Source organism: Streptomyces sp. NPDC088157, from assembly GCF_044741545.1.
Taxonomy (GTDB): Bacteria; Actinomycetota; Actinomycetes; order Streptomycetales; family Streptomycetaceae; genus Streptomyces.
This window is the reverse complement of sequence record NZ_JBIUSU010000001.1, coordinates 18863-37784: the sequence shown is the minus strand read 5'-3', so window position 1 is coordinate 37784 and position 18922 is coordinate 18863. Positions and strand designations below refer to the sequence as shown.

The 18922-nt window shown below is 70.8% G+C and carries 13 protein-coding genes; 7 read left to right on the top strand and 6 right to left on the bottom strand.

What is annotated here, in order from left to right; genetic code table 11:
* Nucleotides 1-172: 172 nt before the first annotated feature.
* Nucleotides 173-1498, top strand: coding sequence for a glycosyltransferase family 87 protein (locus ACIPFH_RS00145; protein WP_401821532.1), 1326 nt, complete (start codon nucleotides 173-175; stop codon nucleotides 1496-1498).
* A gap of 9 nt (nucleotides 1499-1507) precedes the next feature.
* Nucleotides 1508-2452 carry an ADP-ribosylglycohydrolase family protein gene (locus ACIPFH_RS00140; RefSeq protein WP_401821531.1) on the top strand — a complete coding sequence of 315 codons (945 nt, stop codon included), beginning with the start codon at nucleotides 1508-1510 and terminating at the stop codon, nucleotides 2450-2452.
* Between the two features lie 19 nt (nucleotides 2453-2471).
* Here the strand turns inward: ACIPFH_RS00140 and ACIPFH_RS00135 are convergent, their stop codons facing one another.
* Together ACIPFH_RS00135 and ACIPFH_RS00130 are read right to left on the bottom strand one after the other, a co-directional pair.
* Nucleotides 2472-3116: a LuxR C-terminal-related transcriptional regulator gene (locus tag ACIPFH_RS00135; RefSeq protein ID WP_401821530.1), complete on the bottom strand. Its 645-nt coding sequence runs from the start codon at nucleotides 3114-3116 to the stop codon at nucleotides 2472-2474.
* Between the two features lie 145 nt (nucleotides 3117-3261).
* The gene (locus tag ACIPFH_RS00130) at nucleotides 3262-3909 is read right to left on the bottom strand and encodes a TetR/AcrR family transcriptional regulator (protein WP_401821529.1); all 648 of its coding nucleotides are present in this window, start codon (nucleotides 3907-3909) and stop codon (nucleotides 3262-3264) included.
* Nucleotides 3910-4077: 168 nt separating this feature from the next.
* Here ACIPFH_RS00130 and ACIPFH_RS00125 point away from each other — a divergent pair, with 168 nt between their 5' ends.
* Together ACIPFH_RS00125 and ACIPFH_RS00120 are read left to right on the top strand one after the other, a co-directional pair.
* Nucleotides 4078-4995, top strand: a complete 918-nt coding sequence (locus ACIPFH_RS00125) for an ABC transporter permease (RefSeq protein ID WP_401821527.1) — start codon at nucleotides 4078-4080, stop codon at nucleotides 4993-4995.
* Nucleotides 4988-5827: an ABC transporter ATP-binding protein gene (locus tag ACIPFH_RS00120; RefSeq protein ID WP_401821524.1), complete on the top strand. Its 840-nt coding sequence runs from the start codon at nucleotides 4988-4990 to the stop codon at nucleotides 5825-5827. Before ACIPFH_RS00125 ends, ACIPFH_RS00120 begins: the two co-directional genes overlap by 8 nt.
* A gap of 181 nt (nucleotides 5828-6008) precedes the next feature.
* Here the strand turns inward: ACIPFH_RS00120 and ACIPFH_RS00115 are convergent, their stop codons facing one another.
* Entirely contained in the window at nucleotides 6009-10961 is a 4953-nt protein-coding gene (locus tag ACIPFH_RS00115; protein ID WP_401821522.1) for an NAD-glutamate dehydrogenase, read from the bottom strand.
* 614 nt (nucleotides 10962-11575) lie between these two features.
* Between ACIPFH_RS00115 and ACIPFH_RS00110 the strand changes: the two genes are divergently transcribed.
* A complete protein-coding gene (locus tag ACIPFH_RS00110; RefSeq protein ID WP_401821520.1) occupies nucleotides 11576-12142 on the top strand; it encodes a DJ-1/PfpI family protein in 567 nt (188 codons plus the stop codon).
* Nucleotides 12143-12327: 185 nt separating this feature from the next.
* On the opposite strand, the gene ACIPFH_RS00105 is transcribed toward ACIPFH_RS00110, so the two are convergent.
* Entirely contained in the window at nucleotides 12328-12999 is a 672-nt protein-coding gene (locus tag ACIPFH_RS00105; RefSeq protein WP_401821518.1) for an HAD family hydrolase, read from the bottom strand.
* Between the two features lie 352 nt (nucleotides 13000-13351).
* Complete coding sequence (locus ACIPFH_RS00100; RefSeq protein ID WP_401821516.1) at nucleotides 13352-13867, bottom strand: DUF6912 family protein; 516 nt, start codon at nucleotides 13865-13867, stop codon at nucleotides 13352-13354.
* A 347-nt stretch (nucleotides 13868-14214) separates the two neighbouring features.
* On the opposite strand from ACIPFH_RS00100, the gene ACIPFH_RS00095 reads away from it, so the two are divergent.
* Complete coding sequence (locus tag ACIPFH_RS00095; RefSeq protein ID WP_401821514.1) at nucleotides 14215-14862, top strand: Rv3235 family protein; 648 nt, start codon at nucleotides 14215-14217, stop codon at nucleotides 14860-14862.
* A gap of 208 nt (nucleotides 14863-15070) precedes the next feature.
* Here the strand turns inward: ACIPFH_RS00095 and secA are convergent, their stop codons facing one another.
* Complete coding sequence (gene secA, locus ACIPFH_RS00090; RefSeq protein ID WP_356255061.1) at nucleotides 15071-17917, bottom strand: preprotein translocase subunit SecA; 2847 nt, start codon at nucleotides 17915-17917, stop codon at nucleotides 15071-15073.
* A gap of 281 nt (nucleotides 17918-18198) precedes the next feature.
* On the opposite strand from secA, the gene ACIPFH_RS00085 reads away from it, so the two are divergent.
* Nucleotides 18199-18810, top strand: a complete 612-nt coding sequence (locus tag ACIPFH_RS00085; RefSeq protein WP_401821513.1) for a GNAT family N-acetyltransferase — start codon at nucleotides 18199-18201, stop codon at nucleotides 18808-18810.
* Nucleotides 18811-18922: the final 112 nt, after the last annotated feature.

The following is an 18922-nucleotide window of genomic DNA, read 5'->3' as shown; positions in this document are numbered from 1 at the left end:
CGCGGACGGCGCGCGGGCGGACGGGCGGACGGCGCGCGGACGGCCAGCAGGCGCGCGGACGGCGGGCCGGGGCGCGGACGGCGGGCCGGGGCGCGGACAGTGGGCCGGGCCGCGACGACCGGGCGTTTTACTGCGTTTAGCCGGACTTGACCGGACTTACGATCCGCGAGTGATGAAACGTCGCCGTCTCCTCGCCCTCCCCGCCTCCCTCCCCGCCTCCGTCCCCGCCCTCACTCCTGCCGTAGCCCTTGCCCTCGCCTGGCTCGCCACCCGGGCCGTGATGCTGTGGCTGCTCGCCCACGACTCCCTGCCCGTGCTGGGCGGCCGCGTCGCCCGGGAGGTGTGGCGCGGCTACCACCACTGGTACGGCACCCTGTCGACGGGCGGCTTCCCCGCGCAGGACACGCTGTGGCAGTACCCGCCGGGCGCCGGGCTGGTGCTGCTGGCGCCGGGGGCACTGCCGTGGTGGACGTACCTCCAGGCGTTCGTCGCCCTGACGGTCGCGGCGGACGCGGTGATCACGGTGGCCCTGGCCCGCGCGGGTGTGCGCCCCGGTCGCAGCCTGTACGGCGCCGCCCTGTGGGTGGGCGGGCTCCCCCTGCTGCTGCGCCTTCCGCTCGCACGCTACGACGTGCTGGTGACCGCCCTCGCCGTCATCTCCCTGTTGACGTTGTCGCGGTCCACGCGCGTGTGCGGGGCGTTCGCGGCGCTGGGGGCGCTGGTGAAGGTGTGGCCGGCGCTGGTGCTGCTCGGGGCGCCGAGGGGACGGGACACCAGGTCGGTGTGGACGTCGGTGGCCGTGACGGGAGCCTCGTCGCTGGCGCTCCTCGCGCTGGCGTTCCGCGATCCCCTCGCGTTCCTGCTCCAGCAGGGCGGCAGAGGCGTGCAGATCGAGTCCCTGGGCGGCACGGCGCTCTCCCTCGCCTCTCACGCCGGCTGGCCGGGCGACGTCCGGTACCGGTACGGCGCGATGGAGTTCACCGGGCCCTGGGTCCCGACCGTCGCCCACCTCTGTCTGGCCCTCACCGCCGTGGCCCTCGGCCTCCTGCTGCTGTGGCGGGTCCGGGCCCGCCGCTGGACGGCGGCGACACCGTACGACGCCGCGCTGAGCGCCGTGCTGTTGTTCACCGTCACCAGCCGGGTGATCAGCCCGCAGTACATGATCTGGCTGCTGGGCCTGGCCGCCGTCTGCCTGACCTCGCGGCACACCACCCAGCGCCCGGTCGCCGTGCTGGTCCTGGCGGCGACCGCGGTCAGCTCGGTGGTCTTCCCGCTCCTCTATCCGGAGGTCATCGCCCGCACCTGGACCGGCACCACGCTGATGCTCGTACGCAACGGCCTGCTGACCGCGGCCGCCGCACTGTCCTACGCCCGCCTGTGGCGCTCCGGCACGGCTCCGTGTCCTGCCCGGCGCGCGGGGCCGCCCGCACGCTCTGCCCAGGAGCCGGACACCCTCGTCGCCTCGGGCCGCCGAGGGCGCGGGCCGGTGGTCTCGTAGGCTGCCCGGGTGATCGATTCCGTACGGGCCGCCGACCGCGCCGTCGGCTGTGTCGTCGGCTCCGCCGTGGGGGACGCGCTGGGCGCACCCTTCGAGTTCGGGCCGCAGGGCGCCTTCTCCGAGCGCTTCCCGTCCGCCGGACAGGGAGGCGAGATGTGCGGGGGCGGCGGCTGGGACCCGGGCGAGGCGACCGACGACACGCAGATGGCCGTCCTCGTCGGGGAGTCCCTGCTGGAGTGCGGCGGGCTGGAACCCGCGGACGTCTTTCGGAGGTTCCGGCGCTGGGCCGCCGCCGATCCCAAGGACATCGGGCTGCAGACCGAGGCGGTCCTGAGCAGCGGCGACCCCTGGGACCTCGCCGCCGCCCTGCACTTCCAGACCAGCCAACGGGCGGCCGGCAACGGGTCGTTGATGCGGGCCGCCACCTCCGGCGTGTACTTCGCGTCCCGCGGCCGTATCGCCACCATGGACGCGGCCCGCCGCCTCGCCGCCCTCACCCACGGGGACCGCGCGGCCTGGGAGGGCACCGCCGTCTTCCATGAGCTGGTGCGGATCGCCCTCACCGGCGCCGACCCGCTGGCCGCGCTCCCCGAGACCCTCGCCGAGGTCCACCCCGGCCATCGCGAGCGTTACGGAGTCGTGCTCGCCCCGGACTGGCATCCGGACCTGGCCACCGAGTTCAACGGCGCCGTCTGGCCGTGCCTGGGTTCCGCCGTCTGGGCGCTGCGCACCACGTCCTGCTTCGAGGACGCCGTCCGCGCCGCCGTCGACCTCGGCGGCGACACGGACACCGTCGCGGCGGTGACGGGCGGGCTCGCCGGGGCCGTGTACGGCATCGGCGACATCCCGCGGCGGTGGACGGCCGCGCTGCGCGTACCGCTGCCGGGTCACGGCGACCGTGTGCTGCGCCTGCCCGGACTCACCGACCTGGCAGGCCGGCTGGCGACGGCCTGACGGTCGGCGTCGGCCCGGGTCAGGCGTTGTTCAGGTACGCCAGCACGGCCAGTACCCGCCGGTGTCCGCTGTCGCTCACCGGGAGGCCGAGCTTCAGGAAGACATTGCCGATGTGCTTGCTGACGGACCGCTCGGTGATGACGAGGGTGTCGGCGATGGTGGCGTTGTCGCGCCCTTCGGCCATGAGTTTCAGCACCGCGCGCTCACGCGGCGTCAGCGAGTCGAGCGGCGAGTCGCGGCGGCGGGACAACAGCTCGGTGACGACCTCGGGATCGAGGGCCGTACCGCCGGACGCGACCCTCTCCAGCGCGTCGAGGAACTCGTCCACCCGGCCCACGCGGTCCTTCAGCAGATAGCCGACCCCGCTCGCGCCCCCGCCGAGCAACTCGGCGGCGTAGGACTCCTCGACGTACTGGGAGAGCACCAGCACCGGCAGGCCGGGGATCCTCTCGCGGGCCTCCAGGGCCGCCCGCAGCCCCTCGTCGCGGAATCCCGGCGGCATCCGCACGTCGAGCACCGCCACGTCGGGGCGGTGCTGAAGGAGCGCGGGAAGGACCTCGGGGCCGGAGCCGACGACCGCCACCACCTCGTGCCCGGCCGATGTCAGGAGCAGGACCAGGCCCTCCCTGAGCAGGGCGTTGTCCTCGGCCATCACGACTCTCATGCCACCTCGACTCCCGTCACAGCACCTGCGGCCCGGCGCCCGCAGCCGTTGCCACCTGCGGTCCGGCGCCCGCAGCCCCTGTCGCCTGCGGTCCGGCGCCCGCAGCCCGCGTCGCCTGCGTCACAACCCGTCGCCTGTCGCCTGCCTACAGCGCCTTGATCGCCTCGGTGGTCGCCCGGGCCAGCGCGCCCAGATAGCCCTTGGGCAGCTTCGGGCTGCGGATCACCACCGAACGCCAGTAAAGCGGACCCGAGATCAGATCGAGCGCCAGTTCCTCGTTCATCCCCTCGCGGATCTCGCCGCGCCGCGCCGCCGCCGCCACGATCTTCAGGGCGACCTCCTCCTGCCCCTCCTTCAGCGCCTTCTGCAACGCCTCGGCGATCTCGGGGTTGCGGGCCGCCTCAGCCTGGAGGTCGGGGATGATCTGCGAGGCCACCGGGTGCCGCAGGGCCCGGGACGTCACCTCGTAGAGCATGCGCAGGTCGCCCTCCAGGCTGCCCGTCTCCGGGGCCGGCAGCCCCTGGACGGCGATCACCGAGACGATGTCGAGGACCAGGTGGAGCTTGGAGCGCCAGCGCCGGTACACCGCGGTCTTGCCCACACCGGCGCGACGGGCGATGCCCTCGATGGACATCCGCGCATAGCCGACGGTCGCGAGCTCCTCGAACACGGCCGCCCTGATGGCTTCCGTCACATCCTCGCGGAGCACGGCCGCGCCCGCGGGGGCCCGGCGGCGCGGTCGCGCCTGGGGTCCATCGGCGTTCGTCGCGTTCGTCGTCATACGGACCAGCATAGGGCGTTACGACGAAACGGTTGCGTTCCGACGCCAGATCGGCCTACTCTCACGTTGCGACGATACGGTCCCGTCCCGACGTAAGAAAACGTGAAGAAAAGCGTAAGGAAACGTCGGACGACAACAGAAACGCCACCCGCACCCTTCCCCCGAGTGAAAGCAGCGGATGTGAGTCAGGTCCTCCACACACCGCCCATGACACAGGCCGCCCCCCACGGCGACCTGGCGGCCCTGGCCGCGCGTCACGGCCTCACGGTCAGCGGTGCCCGCCCGTCCCTGCCCGACTACGTCCGCCAGCTCTGGGCGCGCCGCCACTTCATCACCGCGTTCGCCACCGCCAAGCTCACCGCGACGTACGCCCAGGCCAAGCTGGGCCAGGTCTGGCAGGTGATGACCCCGCTGCTGAACGCGGCGGTCTACTACTTCATCTTCGGTGTGCTGCTCGACACCAAGAGAGGTGTGGCGGACTTCATCCCGTTCCTCGTCACGGGCGTGTTCGTGTGGACCTTCACGCAGACCTCGATCATGACGGGCACCCGGGCCATCTCCGGCAACATCGGTCTGGTCCGGGCCCTGCACTTCCCGCGGGCCGCGCTGCCGATCTCGTTCTGCCTCCAGCAACTTCAGCAACTGCTGTTCTCGATGGCCGCCCTCGTGTTCATCCTGCTCGCCGTGGGCGTGCCGCCGGCCCCCTCGTGGCTCCTGGTGATCCCGGCGCTGACGCTCCAGTTCGTCTTCAACGCCGGCATCTCGATGGTCCTGGCCAGACTGGGCGCCAACACGCCGGACATCGCCCAGCTGATGCCGTTCATCCTGCGTACCTGGATGTACATCTCGGGTGTGATGTGGAGCATCGACAACCTGATCGACAAGCACGCCGGCATGCCGACCTGGGTCGCCGAGCTGCTGCGGGCCAATCCTGCCGCCGTCTACATCGACCTGATGCGCTTCGCGCTGATCGACACCTTCCACGCCAGCCAGCTCCCGCCGCACGTGTGGCTGGTCGCGGCCGGCTGGGCCCTGTTCTCCGGTGTCGGCGGCTTCATCTACTTCTGGAAGGCTGAGGAGACGTACGGCCGTGGCTGACAACGCACCCCGAACCGCGCCCATCGACGTCGACGACGAGCGGGCCCCCACCGTCGTCGCCGACAGTGTCGACATCGTCTACCGGGTCAACGGCACGGTCGGCGGCCGGGGCAGCGCGACCGCCGCCCTCAACCGCATCGTCCGCCGCAAGCAGGCCGACAAGGTGTCCGGCGTGCGCACCGTGCACGCGGTGAAGAACGTCTCCTTCGTCGCCTACAAGGGCGAGGCGATCGGCCTGATCGGCACCAACGGCTCCGGCAAGTCGACGCTGCTCAAGGCGATCGCCGGTCTGCTCCCGGTGGAGCGCGGCAGGATCTACACCGACGGCCAGCCCTCCCTCCTCGGCGTCAACGCGGCCCTGATGAGCGACCTGACCGGCGAGCGCAACGTCTACCTCGGCGGCCTGGCGATGGGCATGACCCGGGAGCAGATCAAGGAGCGCTACCAGGAGATCGTCGACTTCTCCGGCATCAACGAGAAGGGCGACTTCATCTCCCTGCCCATGCGCACCTACTCCTCCGGCATGGGCTCCCGGCTGCGCTTCTCCATCGCCGCGGCCAAGGACCACGACGTCCTGCTCATCGACGAGGCGCTGGCCACGGGTGACGCCAAGTTCCGCAACCGCTCCGCGGAGCGCATCCGCCAGATGCGCGAGCACGCGGGCACGGTGTTCCTGGTCAGCCACAGCAACAGCTCGATCCTCGAGACCTGCGAGCGCGCCCTGTGGCTGGAGCGCGGCGAACTGCGCATGGACGGGCCCGCGGACGACGTCATCAAGGCGTACGAGGCCTTCACCGGGGACGGCAAGGCCAAGAAGCCCGCGGCGAAGTAGCCGCCCCGAACCACACGACGGAAGGGCGCCCCCGAGTAGATCGGGGGCGCCCTTCCGTCGTGCCTACCGGCTCCCTGCTGCCTGCTGCCTGCTCAGGCGGCTGCCGACTCCCTGCTACCGCCTGCCTGCTCAGGCCGCTGCCGGCTACCTGCTCAGGCCGCTGCCGGCTGCCGGCTACCGGCTACGAGTGCGTCCGCAGCAGCGTGCGCATCGTCCGCATGGCGACCGACAGGTTGGCCAGGTCGAACGTCTCCGACGTCTGGATCTCCTCCAGCGTGGTGCGCGCCCGGCCCAGGATCGCCGCGTTCTTCTCCTCCCAGGCCTTGAAGCGCTGCTCGGGCGTCGAGGTGCCGTTGCCGACGGCCAGGACGTCCGCCGTCAGCGCCGCGTGGGCCGCGTACAGGTCCTCACGGATGGAGGCGCGGGCCATGGACTGCCAGCGGTCGGCGCGCGGCAGCTCGATGATGCGGTCCATGAGCTGGGTGATGCGCAGCCGGTCGGCGAGGTCGTAGTAGACCTCGGCGACGTCCAGCGGGTCCCGTCCCATACGGTCGGCCACCGAGACGATGTCCAACGCCGGGAAGGCCGAGGAGAACCCGGCCACCCGGGTGGCCAGCTCGTCCGGGACGCCGGCGTCGGTCAGCTCGTCGTGGATCCGCTGCCACCACTCCAGGTCCGCGCCGCGCAGCAGCTTCGTCAGCTGCGACCACACCTGCTCGACGCGCTCGGCGAAGAAGTCGACGGTCTCGGCGAGCTGGAGCGGCTGCGGCCGGTTGTTCAGCAGCCAGCGGGTGCCGCGCTCGACGAGCCGTCGCGAGTGCAGCCGGATACGCGTCTGGACGTCGGCCTCGACCCGGTTGTCGAGCTCCTCCACCGCGTCCCACACCGGCGCCGAGCGGAAGATAGCCCGGGCCGCGGTCTGGGCCCGCACGATCTCCTCCAGCGAGGCGCCGGTCTCCTCCCGCAGCCGGTGCAGATACGTCGTACCGCCCGTGTTGACCGTGTCGTTGACCAGGACGGTCGTGGTGATCTCACGGCGCAGCGGGTGGCTGTCGATGCCCTCGGGGAACCGCTCGCGCAACGCCGTCGGGAAGTAGGCGTGCAGCAGACCGCGCAGGTAGAGGTCGTCGGGCAGCGAGGTGTGCAGCAGCTCGTCCGACACCGTGATCTTCGTGTAGGCCATCAGGACGGCCGTCTCCGGGCTGGTCAGGCCCTGGCCGGCGCCGAGACGCTCACGGATCTGGCGGTCGGTGGGCAGGAACTCCAGCGCCCGGTCCAGGTGCTTCTCCCTGACCAGGTGGCGCATGAAGCGCTGCTGGGCGTGGAGCATGTCCTTGGACTGGGCGAGGGCGTTGGCGATCGCCGTGTTCTGCGCGTAGTTGTTGCGCAGGACGAGAGCGCCGACCTCGTCGGTCATCTCCGCGAGCACCTTGTTGCGCTGCTTGACGGTCATGTCGCCCTCGCCGACCAGGCCGTTGAGCAGGATCTTGATGTTCACCTCGTGGTCGGAGGTGTCCACGCCCGCGCTGTTGTCGATGGCGTCGGTGTTGATCCTGCCGCCGTGCAGCGCGAACTCGATCCGGCCGAGCTGGGTCAGGCCCAGGTTGCCGCCCTCGCCGACGACCTTGACGCGCAGATCGGCGCCGTCCACCCGGATCGGGTCGTTGGCCTTGTCGCCGACGTCGGCGTTGGACTCCGCGCCGGACTTCACGTACGTGCCGATGCCGCCGTTCCACAGCAGGTCCACCTGCGCCCGCAGGATCGCCTTCATCAGGTCGGCCGGGGTCAGCTTGGTGACGGCCCCCTCGATGCCCAGGGCCTCACGGATGTGACCGTTGACGGGGATCGCCTTCGCCGTGCGCGGGAAGACACCGCCGCCGGTGGAGATCAGGTCGCCGTTGTAGTCGGCCCAGCTGGAGCGGGGCAGCTCGAACAGGCGGCGGCGCTCGGCGTACGAGGTCGCCGCGTCCGGCTTCGGGTCGATGAAGATGTGCCGGTGGTCGAAGGCCGCGACCAGACGGATGTGCTCGCTGAGCAGCATGCCGTTGCCGAACACGTCACCGGACATGTCACCGACGCCGACGACCGTGAAGTCCTCGGCCTGGGTGTCCACGCCCAGCTCCCGGAAGTGCCGCTTCACGGACTCCCAGGCGCCGCGGGCCGTGATGCCCATGCCCTTGTGGTCGTAGCCGGCCGAGCCGCCGGAGGCGAACGCGTCCCCGAGCCAGAAGTTGTACGACTCCGCGACCTGGTTGGCGATGTCGGAGAACGTCGCCGTGCCCTTGTCGGCGGCGACCACCAGGTAGGTGTCGTCCTCGTCGTGCCGCACGACGTCGGCCGGCGGCACGACCTCCCCGCCGACCAGGTTGTCGGTGATGTCGAGCAGCGCCGAGATGAACGTCTTGTAGCTGGCGATGCCCTCGGCCAGCCACGCGTCACGGTCCACCGCCGGGTCGGGCAGCCGCTTGGCGACGAAGCCGCCCTTGGCTCCGACCGGCACGATGACGGTGTTCTTCACCATCTGCGCCTTCACCAGGCCGAGCACCTCGGTCCGGAAGTCCTCACGCCGGTCGGACCAGCGCAGACCACCGCGCGCGACCTTCCCGAACCGCAGGTGCACGCCCTCCACCTGCGGCGAGTACACCCAGATCTCGAACGCGGGCCGGGGCGCCGGCAGGTCCGGGATGGCCTGCGGGTCGAACTTCATGGAGACGTAGTCGTGCGGCTCGCCGCCCGCGCGCTCCTGGAAGAAGTTCGTCCGCAGGGTCGCCTTGATGACCGTGAGGAAGGACCGCAGGATCCGGTCCTCGTCGAGCGAGGCCACCTCGTCGAGGGCGGCGTCCAGCTCCTCGAGCAGCGCGTCGACGATCTCGTGCCCGGCGCGCTGCCGGTCCGGCGACATCCGCGCCTCGAACAACGACACGAGCAGCCGGGTGGTGTGGACGTTGGTCCGGAGGGTGTCCTCCATGTAGTCCTGGCTGAAGGTGGACCCGGCCTGACGCAGGTACTTGGCGTACGCGCGCAGCACCATCGCCTGACGCCAGTGCAGCCCGGCGCCCAGTACCAGCGCGTTGAACCCGTCGTTCTCCGCCCTGCCGGTCCAGGTCGCCGAGAACGCCTCCTGGAACCGCTCACGCCCGTCGTCGCCGAGGAAGTCCCCGCCGGGACCGGCCAGTGACTTGGGGATGCGCAGGCCGAAGTCGTAGATCCAGGCGTTGCTGCGGTCCGAGCAGCGCAGTTCGTACGGCCGCTCGTCGATCACCTCGACACCGAGCCGGTTCAGGACCGGCAGCACGGCCGACAGGGAGATCGCCTCGCCCTTGCGGTAGATCTTGAAGCGGCGCTCGTCGGGCGCGGCGCCCACCGGCTCGTACAGGCTGAGCGAGAAGGTGCGCTCTCCGGTGAGCCGCTCCAGGTGGACGAGGTCGGCCACGGCGGAGCGCGGGGTGTGGTCGGCCTTGTAGCCCTCGGGGAAGGCGTTGGCATAGCGCCGCAGCAGCTCCGCGCCCCGTTCCTCCCCCAGCTCGGCGTTCATCGCCTCGCCGAAGGCGTCCGCCCAGGACCGTGCCGCCTCCACCAGCCGCGCCTCGATGCGCTCCTTGTCGCCGTCGGACAGCTCCGGCAGCTCGGTGCCCTGCGGGACCCGGACGACGAAGTGCAGCCGGGACAGGATCGACTCGGTGTTCCAGGCGGTGAAGTCGACGTTCGTCCCGCCCAGCTCCTCCTTGAGGATGTCGATGATCCGCAGCCGCACACCCGTGGTGTAGCGGTCGCGGGGCAGGTAGACGATCGCGGAGTAGTAGCGCCCGTACTCGTCCTGGCGCAGGTAGAGCCGCAGCCGCCGCCGTTCCTGGAGGTAGAGCACGGACGTGACGATGGACCTGAGTTCGTCCACCGGGGTCTGGAAGAGCTCGTCGCGCGGATAGGTCTCCATGATCTGGAGCAGGTCGCGCCCGTCGTGGCTGTTGGGCGAGAACCCGGCGCCCGTCAGCACGGCCTCGACCTTGCGCCGCACGACCGGCACCCGCACCACGGACTCGGTGTAGGCGGCGGAGGAGAAGAGCCCGAGGAACCGCCGCTCCCCGACGACGTTCCCGTCCTTGTCGAACCTCTTCACGCCGACGTAGTCGAGGTAGGAGGGCCGGTGCACGGTGGCCCGGCTGTTCGCCTTGGTCATCACCAGCAGCTTGTGCTCACGGGCCTTGGCGCGGGCGTCGGCCGGAAGCCGCTCGAAGGACGGGCTGACGGGGTGGGCGTCACCGTCGGCGTGCTGCGGGTCGGACCGCAGGATGCCGAGTCCGGTCCCGGGAACGGCGGCGAGGGCGTCGTCGCCCCGCAGCTCGTACTCCCGGTAGCCGAGGAACGTGAAGTGGTCGGCGGCCAGCCAGCGCAGCAGCTCACGGGCCTCGTCGACGTCGGGCCGCGCCAGGTCACCGGGGACGGGCTCCTCCTTGAGCCCGTCGGCGACCCGCAGCGCCGTGTCCCGCATCTTCTCCCAGTCCTCGACGGCCTCCCGGACGTCGGACAGGACGCGCACCAGGTCGGCGGTGATCTGCTTCAGGTCCGCGCGGTCGGTCTCACGGTCGGTCTCGACGTGGATCCACGACTCGACGTGCCCGTCGTGCGGGAGCTCCCCGGCGGCGGGCGGGACGCTGAGCACCTCGATGAGCTTGCCGGCCACATCGCGCCGCACGACGACCTGCGGGTGGATGACGAGGTGGATCCCCCGCCCCTGCCTGGTCAGCTCATTGGTGACGGAGTCCACGAGGAACGGCATGTCGTCGGTCACGACCTCGACGACGGAGTGACTGCACGTCCACCCGTTCTCCTCGACGGTCGGCGTGTGGACCCGTACGTTGGCCGTCCCCTGCGGCCGGTTCTCGGCCAGCCGGTAGTGCGAGAGCGCGGCTCCGAAGACGTCGACCGGGTCACGGCCGTTCAGGTCCTCCGGGGCGGTGTGCAGGTAGTAGCGCTGGAGGAACGCGAGGAGGGAGTCGTGGTCCGGGGTCCCCGGAGTACCGCCACCCTCGCCCGTCGTCCCAGTCGGTAGGTGCCCCCCGACCGGGCTGTTCTCAGCGACCCGCGCCGCCCTTTCGAGCAGCTCGGCCTTGGCTTCGTCCAGCTTGGTCTGCATTGTCCTCTGGCTCCTGTCGCGCGCCGTTGCGTGACGTAGAAGGAAGTACGGTCTCTTCCCCTGCGGCTCGACGCCACGGCCCGGGTTCTCCGGTCTGCTCCGACGCTATGCCGCAAGTTGAGATGAGCGGGGGGTTATCGGCCATTCTCGACACCACTCCCGGGTGTGACGCTGCTCTCCGCGCCAGGTGCGTCCGGGGTGTGTACGGCGTCCCGGGGCCCATTGATGCCCCATCCCGCCCGCGCCGACCAGCATCCGCCGCCCGGCTGCGGAGATGGTCCGCACACACCGGGCGCAGGGCAGGGGCGACAATGCCCCCGCGAGCTATCGCGCTGATCACGCCACCAAGGCTATCGCCCCTCCCCGGCCCCCCGTCATGAGCCGTATGTGTACAAAAGACGGCCCAGAACTTTGCCGTTCTGCACAGAGGCCGAACGGGGGATTACGTGGGAAGGGGTGTGGGGCGGGACGCGGGGCGCGGGGCCGGGAACGCGGGGCGGAAAAGTCGACGCCGGCCCCACCCCGCGGGACGCTGAAAGCGCCCCCTCTTGGCAAGCCCACCACCAGGAGGCACGTTGCCCATGGCAACGCCAGCCCGAGAGGAGCCGCCCACCATGACCGCGAAGATCCTCATCGTCACCGGCGACGCAGCGGAATCCCTGGAAGTCCTCTACCCGTACCAACGCCTCCGCGAGGAAGGGTACGAGGTCCACATCGCAGCCCCCGCCCGCAAAAAGCTCCAGTTCGTCGTCCACGACTTCGAACCCGGCTTCGACACCTACACCGAGAAGCCCGGCTACACCTGGCCCGCCGACCTCGCCTTCTCCGAGGTCGACCCCGGTCAGTACGCCGCTGTCGTCATCCCCGGCGGCCGAGCCCCCGAGTACCTCCGCAACGACCCCGAACTCCGCAAGATCCTCAAGTCGTTCTTCGACGCCGACAAACCGGTCGCCCAGATCTGCCACGGCCCCCTGCTCACCGCGGCCGCCGACGCCCTCCGAGGCCGACGCGTCACGGCCTACCCGGCCCTGGAACTCGACATGCAGTCGGCCGGGGCCACCTTCCAGGACGCCGAGGCAGTGGTCGACGGCACCCTGGTCTCCGCGCGCGCCTGGCCGGACCACCCGGCGTGGATGCGCGAATTCCTCACGGTGCTGCGCGCCAAGGCGCCAGTGACCTGACCGGACCTGACCTGCCCCACCCGGGCAGCCCGGACCCCGACGTGGGCGGCGCCCTCAGGACGCCGTCCCGAGGGGCGCCGACGCCCGCCCCACCCCCGAGGCCGGCCCCCACGCGAGTCGACACCGGAGCGAACCTCGGAAACGACCCGCAGGCCCACCCGCGAACCCACATGCGAAGACCTTCCTCACGCAGCCGCGGCCAGCCGCCCCGCGACCTCCACCGCCTCCGCCAACGTGTCCACCACCGGTACCCCCACCCCCTCCAGACTGGCCCGACCGTGCGACCCGCCGGTGTACAGCACGGCCCGCGCGCCCACGTGCAACGCGGCCACCGCGTCATCGGCGGCGTCCCCGATCACCACCGTGCGCGCCGCCTGGACCCCGGTCAGCGCCTTCAGGTGCCGCACCATGTGCTCGGCCTTGCTGCCGCCCGAGGGCCCGGTCCGTCCGTCGACCCGTACGAAGTGCGGCTCGATCCCGAACCCCCGGACCAGCGGCACCAGTTCATCGTGGACGTACATGCTCAGCAGGGACTGGCTGTGCCCTGCCGACCGCCACCCCGCGAGCAACTCCACCGCGCCCGCGGTGAGCCCGCACCGCACCCGGTGCTCGGCGTAGTACCGGTGGAAGACGTCGTCCATGGCCTCCCACTCGGCATCGGTGGGCAGCCTTCCCATGAGCCGCTCGTAGAACTTCGGCACCGGTACGCAGTACAGCGCCCGGTACCGCTCCAGCGTGATCGGCTCCAGCCCCAGCTCGACGAATGCCGCGTTCGTCGCCCCGATGATCGCGTCGTTGTCGTGGAACAGCGTCCCGTTCCAGTCCCAGACGATGTGCGCCGCTTCCTGCTTCCCCATACCTGCAAACGTACCCGCCACCACCGACAGTCAAGTGCCCACCGAAGCGGCGACCGGCGCGTCCCCGACCCACCGGACCGGACACGGCACGGCCCCGCGACCTGGCTGGTGCGACCGCTTCGCTTGGTGCGCCGGCTGCTGGTCCCTGGAACCCGCCACATCAGTCACCCGGCCACCCGGCCGCCCGCCGGTTCAGTCCCCCGGCCACCCGTCCGCCCGTCAGCCCGCCCGGCCACCCGTCCGCCCGTCCGCCCAGCGACCCAGCCACCCGACGGTTCAGTCCCCCGGCCATCCGTCAGCCCGTCCGCCCGCCCGGCCACCCGTCCGCCCGTCCGCCCAGCGACCCGCCGGTTCAGTCCCCCGAACCCACCAGGCTCGCGATCTCCTGCCCGGCGAACCACAACAGCTCATGGTCCTCGGCCCCGTCCACGACGAACTGCGCGTCGTCGTCCCCGCCGTCCGCCGCCGCGAGCGCCTCCGCCGCGGCCCTCACGTCCGTCTCGGCCTCCCCGGCGTCGACGTGCACCGCGGCCGCCTTGGCCAGCCGGACGGCACCTGTCACCCGCACCTCGCCCAGCGCCGCCGGATCGAGCCCCCGGTCGGGATCCGCGGCGGCCGCGCGGTCGGGTACGTCGACGGCGACCACGACCCGGCGCCGCGGGGCACCCGGGTCCGCCGCGAGCAACCGCACCGAGGCGAGCGCGGCCCGGCTGAGCGCCGCGTACTCCAGCTCCTCGATGTCGTCGGAGACGTACCACTCACGCAACGCGGGCGTGACGGCGTACGCGACGAGCGGCCCGGACCCCAGTTCACCCGTCTTGTGCGCCTCGGCGAGAGCGGGGAGGGTCAGGGGGACGTACACGCGCATGGCTGGCCGCTCTCTTCGTGGTCGCAGGCTCGGACTCGATGCCTTTGGGGAGAACGGTTCCACACCTCCCCGAGGGCCTTCAGGATACGTGCGGCCGTCCCCTTTCGGGCCCCTGTCCACACCCTCACGGGCGTCAACCCAGGGCAGGCGATTCACCCGGCCCGCCCCCGCAGCGCCGGGCTTCCCCCGCCCCCGGCAACCCTGATAGGTGAACTTTCCCGGCCCCCGCCACGGGCGCCCCGCTTCCTTGCCGACACGGACCGTGACCACGTACAAGATCCACAGCGGCAAGTTACCGCCCGGTAGAGCCGAGCCCGCCGAACCGGGCCCACCGAACGGGGACACCCATGAACAAGGTCATGACGAGGACTCAGCAGCACCCCGGCACCCGCCCTCCGGGCCGCCGTGACACGCGCCGCCCCGCAGGCGCCCCGCCCCGCACCCCGAGCGGCAGCGGCCCCCGCACGGCACCCGGCGGCGGCCGCCCACCCGGCTCTCCCGCCACCGGCGCCCCCGCCCGCACCCGTCCCGCCGACGGCCGCCCCGCCACCCCCCGGCCCCTCCCCCGACACCCGGCATCCCGACCCACCACCAGCACCCCCGCCGGCCCCACTCAGGCCCCCGCCCCCAACCCCGGCCGTCCCGTCTCCCAGCCGCGCCCCACGGACCTCTTCGCCGACCGTCTCCTCGCGGTGCTGACCGGCCAACGCCCCGTGCACTTCATGCTCCGGCACACCCTCGGCCACGCCTACGACGACCTGGCGCACCTCGCCGAACGCGGCCCCCTGCGCACCACTCACGGCGCCCGCCCCGTCGTCCGTGACATCGGCTACTACGTCCCTCGCCCCGGCGCCATCGAGGCGTTCGCCCGCATCGGCGCCGGCGACCGTCTACGGGCCATGGCCTTCCGCCTGGAACTCGGCACGGACCACCGCTGGCGCTGCACCGCCGTGGAACTCGACGGCACCCGCAGGCCCCGCCCACAGGACGACTGAGCCGCCCCCAGGGCCGCCGAACGGACAGAGGGCCGGGCCACCCGAAGGTGACCCGGCCCTCAAGCCGCTACGAACCCCACGGCGCCGTCAGACCACGCGGCACGTCCCACGTGACGACGCACGTCACATCGCACCTCGCACGTCCCGCCCGGGCCGACAGACCGCGGACGCACGTGCCGCAGACGAACGCGCCGCGGGCGAACGCGCCTTACTTCTTGCGGCGCCGCCCGGCCTTCGCCTGCTTGCGGCGCTCCGCGCGGGTGAGGCCGTCGGCCTCGGAACGCACCGGCTCGTCGTCGTCACTGTCGAAGTCGCCCTCGATAGTGCCGCCCTCACCGTCCACCGTCGGAGCCGAGAAGTGCAGCTGACGACGCTGCGGAGCGTCCAGCCCCTTCGCCCGGATCTCCGGACGCGAACCCGCCTGCGCCGGCACCACGTCCTGCTTCGCCATGTCGACCGGCGCGGCGTCCTCGACCGGGACCTCCTCGACCTGCTGCTCGACCTGGACCTCCAGGTTGAACAGGTAGCCGACGGACTCCTCCTTGATGCCGTCCATCATCGCGGAGAACATGTCGAAGCCCTCGCGCTGGTACTCGACCAGCGGGTCCTTCTGCGCCATCGCGCGCAGACCGATGCCCTCCTGGAGGTAGTCCATCTCGTAGAGGTGCTCGCGCCACTTGCGGTCCAGGACCGACAGCACGACCCGACGCTCCAGCTCACGCATGATCTCGGAACCGAGCTGCGACTCCCGCGACTCGTACTGCTCGCGGATGTCGTCCTTGATGGACTCGGAGATGAACTCGGCGGTCAGACCGGCCCGGTCACCGGCCGCCTCCTCCAGCTCCTCGACGGTGACCTTCACCGGGTAGAGCTGCTTGAAGGCGCCCCACAGCCGGTCCAGGTCCCAGTCCTCCGGGAAGCCCTCCGCGGTCTCCGCGCCGACATACGCGTCGATCGTGTCGTCCATGAAGTGGAGGATCTGCTCCTGGAGGTCCTCGCCCTCCAGGACGCGACGCCGCTCACCGTAGATGACCTCACGCTGACGGTTGAGGACCTCGTCGTACTTCAGGACGTTCTTACGCGTCTCGAAGTTCTGCTGCTCCACCTGCGACTGCGCGGACGCGATCGCGCGCGTGACCATCTTGTTCTCGATCGGCACGTCGTCCGGCACGTTCGCCATCGACATCACGCGCTCGACCATCTGCGCCTTGAACAGCCGCATCAGGTCGTCACCCAGCGACAGGTAGAAACGGGACTCGCCCGGGTCGCCCTGGCGGCCGGAACGACCGCGCAGCTGATTGTCGATACGACGCGACTCGTGCCGCTCGGTGCCGAGCACGTAGAGGCCGCCGAGCTCCTTGACCTCGTCGAACTCGGCCTTGACGGCCTGCTCGGCCTTCTCCAGGGCGGCGGGCAGCGCGGCGGCCCACTCCTCGATGTGCTCCTCGGGGTCGAGGCCGCGCTGGCGCAGCTCCGCCTCGGCGAGGTCCTCGGGGTTGCCGCCGAGCTTGATGTCGGTACCACGGCCGGCCATGTTGGTGGCGACCGTCACGGCGCCCTTGCGGCCGGCCTGGGCGACGATCGACGCCTCACGCTCGTGTTGCTTGGCGTTCAGCACCTCGTGCTGGACACCCCGCTTGGAGAGCTGCTGCGACAGGTACTCGGACTTCTCGACCGACGTCGTGCCGACGAGGATCGGCTGGCCCTTCTCGTGCTTCTCGGCGATGTCGTCGACGACCGCCTCGAACTTCGCGACCTCGGTGCGGTAGATCAGGTCGGACTGGTCCTTGCGGACCATCGGCCTGTTCGTCGGGATCGGGACCACACCGAGCTTGTAGATCTGGTGGAACTCCGCGGCCTCGGTCATCGCCGTACCGGTCATGCCGCAGAGGCCGGGCTGTTCCTTGTCGTCATGGTCGTGACGCTTGTAGAGGCGGAAGAAGTTCTGAAGGGTGATCGTGGCGAGCGTCTGGTTCTCGTCCTTGATGTCCACCCCTTCCTTCGCCTCGATCGCCTGGTGCATGCCCTCGTTGTAGCGGCGGCCGGCGAGGATACGACCGGTGTGCTCGTCGACGATCATGACTTCGCCGTCCATGACGACGTAGTCCTTGTCCTTCTTGAAGAGCTCCTTCGCCTTGATGGCGTTGTTCAGGTAGCCCACCAGAGGGGTGTTCACCGACTCGTAGAGGTTGTCGATGCCCAGCCAGTCCTCGACCTTGCTGACACCGGCCTCGTGAATGGCGACCGTGCGCTTCTTCTCGTCGACCTCGTAGTCGCCGGTCTCCTCGAGGCCCTTGAGCGGGTTGCCGGCCTCGCCCTTCTTCAGGCGCGTCACCAGCTTGGCGAAGTCGCCGTACCACTTGGTGGCCTGGTCGGCCGGGCCGGAGATGATCAGCGGCGTACGCGCCTCGTCGACCAGGATGGAGTCGACCTCGTCGACGATGGCGAAGTTGTGGCCGCGCTGGACCAGCTCGTCCTGCGCCCACGCCATGTTGTCGCGCAGATAGTCGAACCCGAACTCGTTGTTCGTGCCGTAGGTGATGTCGCACGCGTACATCTCGCGGCGCTGCGCCGGCGTCATGTTGGCGAGGATGCAGCCGACATCCAGGCCCAGGAACTTGTGGACGCGGCCCATCATCTCGGAGTCGCGCTCGGCCAGGTAGTCGTTGACCGTGATCAGGTGAACGCCCTTGCCGGACAGCGCGTTCAGATACGCGGGCAGCGTGCCGACGAGCGTCTTGCCCTCACCGGTCTTCATCTCGGCCACATAGCCGAGGTGCAGCGCTGCGCCACCCATGATCTGGACGTCGTAGTGACGCTGGCCGAGGACGCGCTTGGCGGCCTCACGCACGGTGGCGAAGGCCTCGGGCAGCAGGTCGTCCAAGCTCTCACCGTCGGCATACCGCTGCTTGTACTCATCGGTGAGGGCCCGCAGCTCGGCGTCGGAGAGGTCGACGAAGTCCTCTTCGATGGAGTTGACCTGGTCCGCGATGCGGTGCAGCTTGCGCAGGATCTTGCCTTCGCCTGCACGCATGATCTTCGAGAGGACGGACACGGGGGTTGGTCTCCTTGCCGGTCGGGCCTGGGACGGTCGGTTTCCATTGGGCTTGCTGAGCAACGGCCATCGTATGCGAGGACCCCGCCGCCCCGGGAGGCCTGCCGCGACGAGGACCGCACACTGCTGCGCTCGTGTTTCAAAATCTTCTTCAAAGTGGACAACGGCCGGGCCCCGCCGATGGTGCCGCGTCCGGCAGACGAATTGCGCGAATTGTGATCACCCGCTCACGGACAGCAAAAAAGATGGCGCCCGCCCGGCCCCCCGAGCAGAATCGGCCGATGGAGCTCGAGCCCGTCACCCTCACCACCCCCCGCCTCGTCCTGCGCCCCCTCGACCCGCGGGACACCGACGCCGTGTACACCGCCGCCCAGGACCCCGACATCCAGCGCTGGACCACGATCCCCTCCCCCTACCTCCCCGAGCACGCCCGGAGCTTCATCGAGCTGCTCGCCCCGGAAGGCTGGGCCACCGGCTCCATGTTCACCTTCGGCGTCTTCCTCCCCGACGGAACCCTCACCGGCGCCCTCAGCCTCACCATGCGTTCCCTCGGCACGGCCGAGGTCGGCTTCTGGGCGGCCAAGGAACACCGCGGCCACGGCTACACCACCGAGGCCGTCCTCACCTCCGCCCGCTGGGCCTTCACCACCCTCTCCGTCGACCGCGTCGAATGGCGGGCCGAAATCGGCAACACCGCCTCCCGCGCGGTCGCCGAGAGCGCCGGCTTCACCCTGGAAGGCACCCTGCGCTCGGCCATCAACAACAAGGGCGTACGACGGGACTGCTGGCTGGCCTCCCTGCTCCCGTCGGACCTCGGCCTCCCGTCCACCGCGCCGTACGTTCCGGCGCCTTCCAAGCACACCGGGGATACAGCCGGCCCGTCCGGCGTTTGAGGACGAGGCCCTTCCGGGACCGAAGCGGGGGTCTCAGGACGACAGCCCCCAAGGACGGGAAGGGCCGGGAGGGAGCGACAGCCGCAGGGACGGAAAGGCGCGGGAGGAGCGA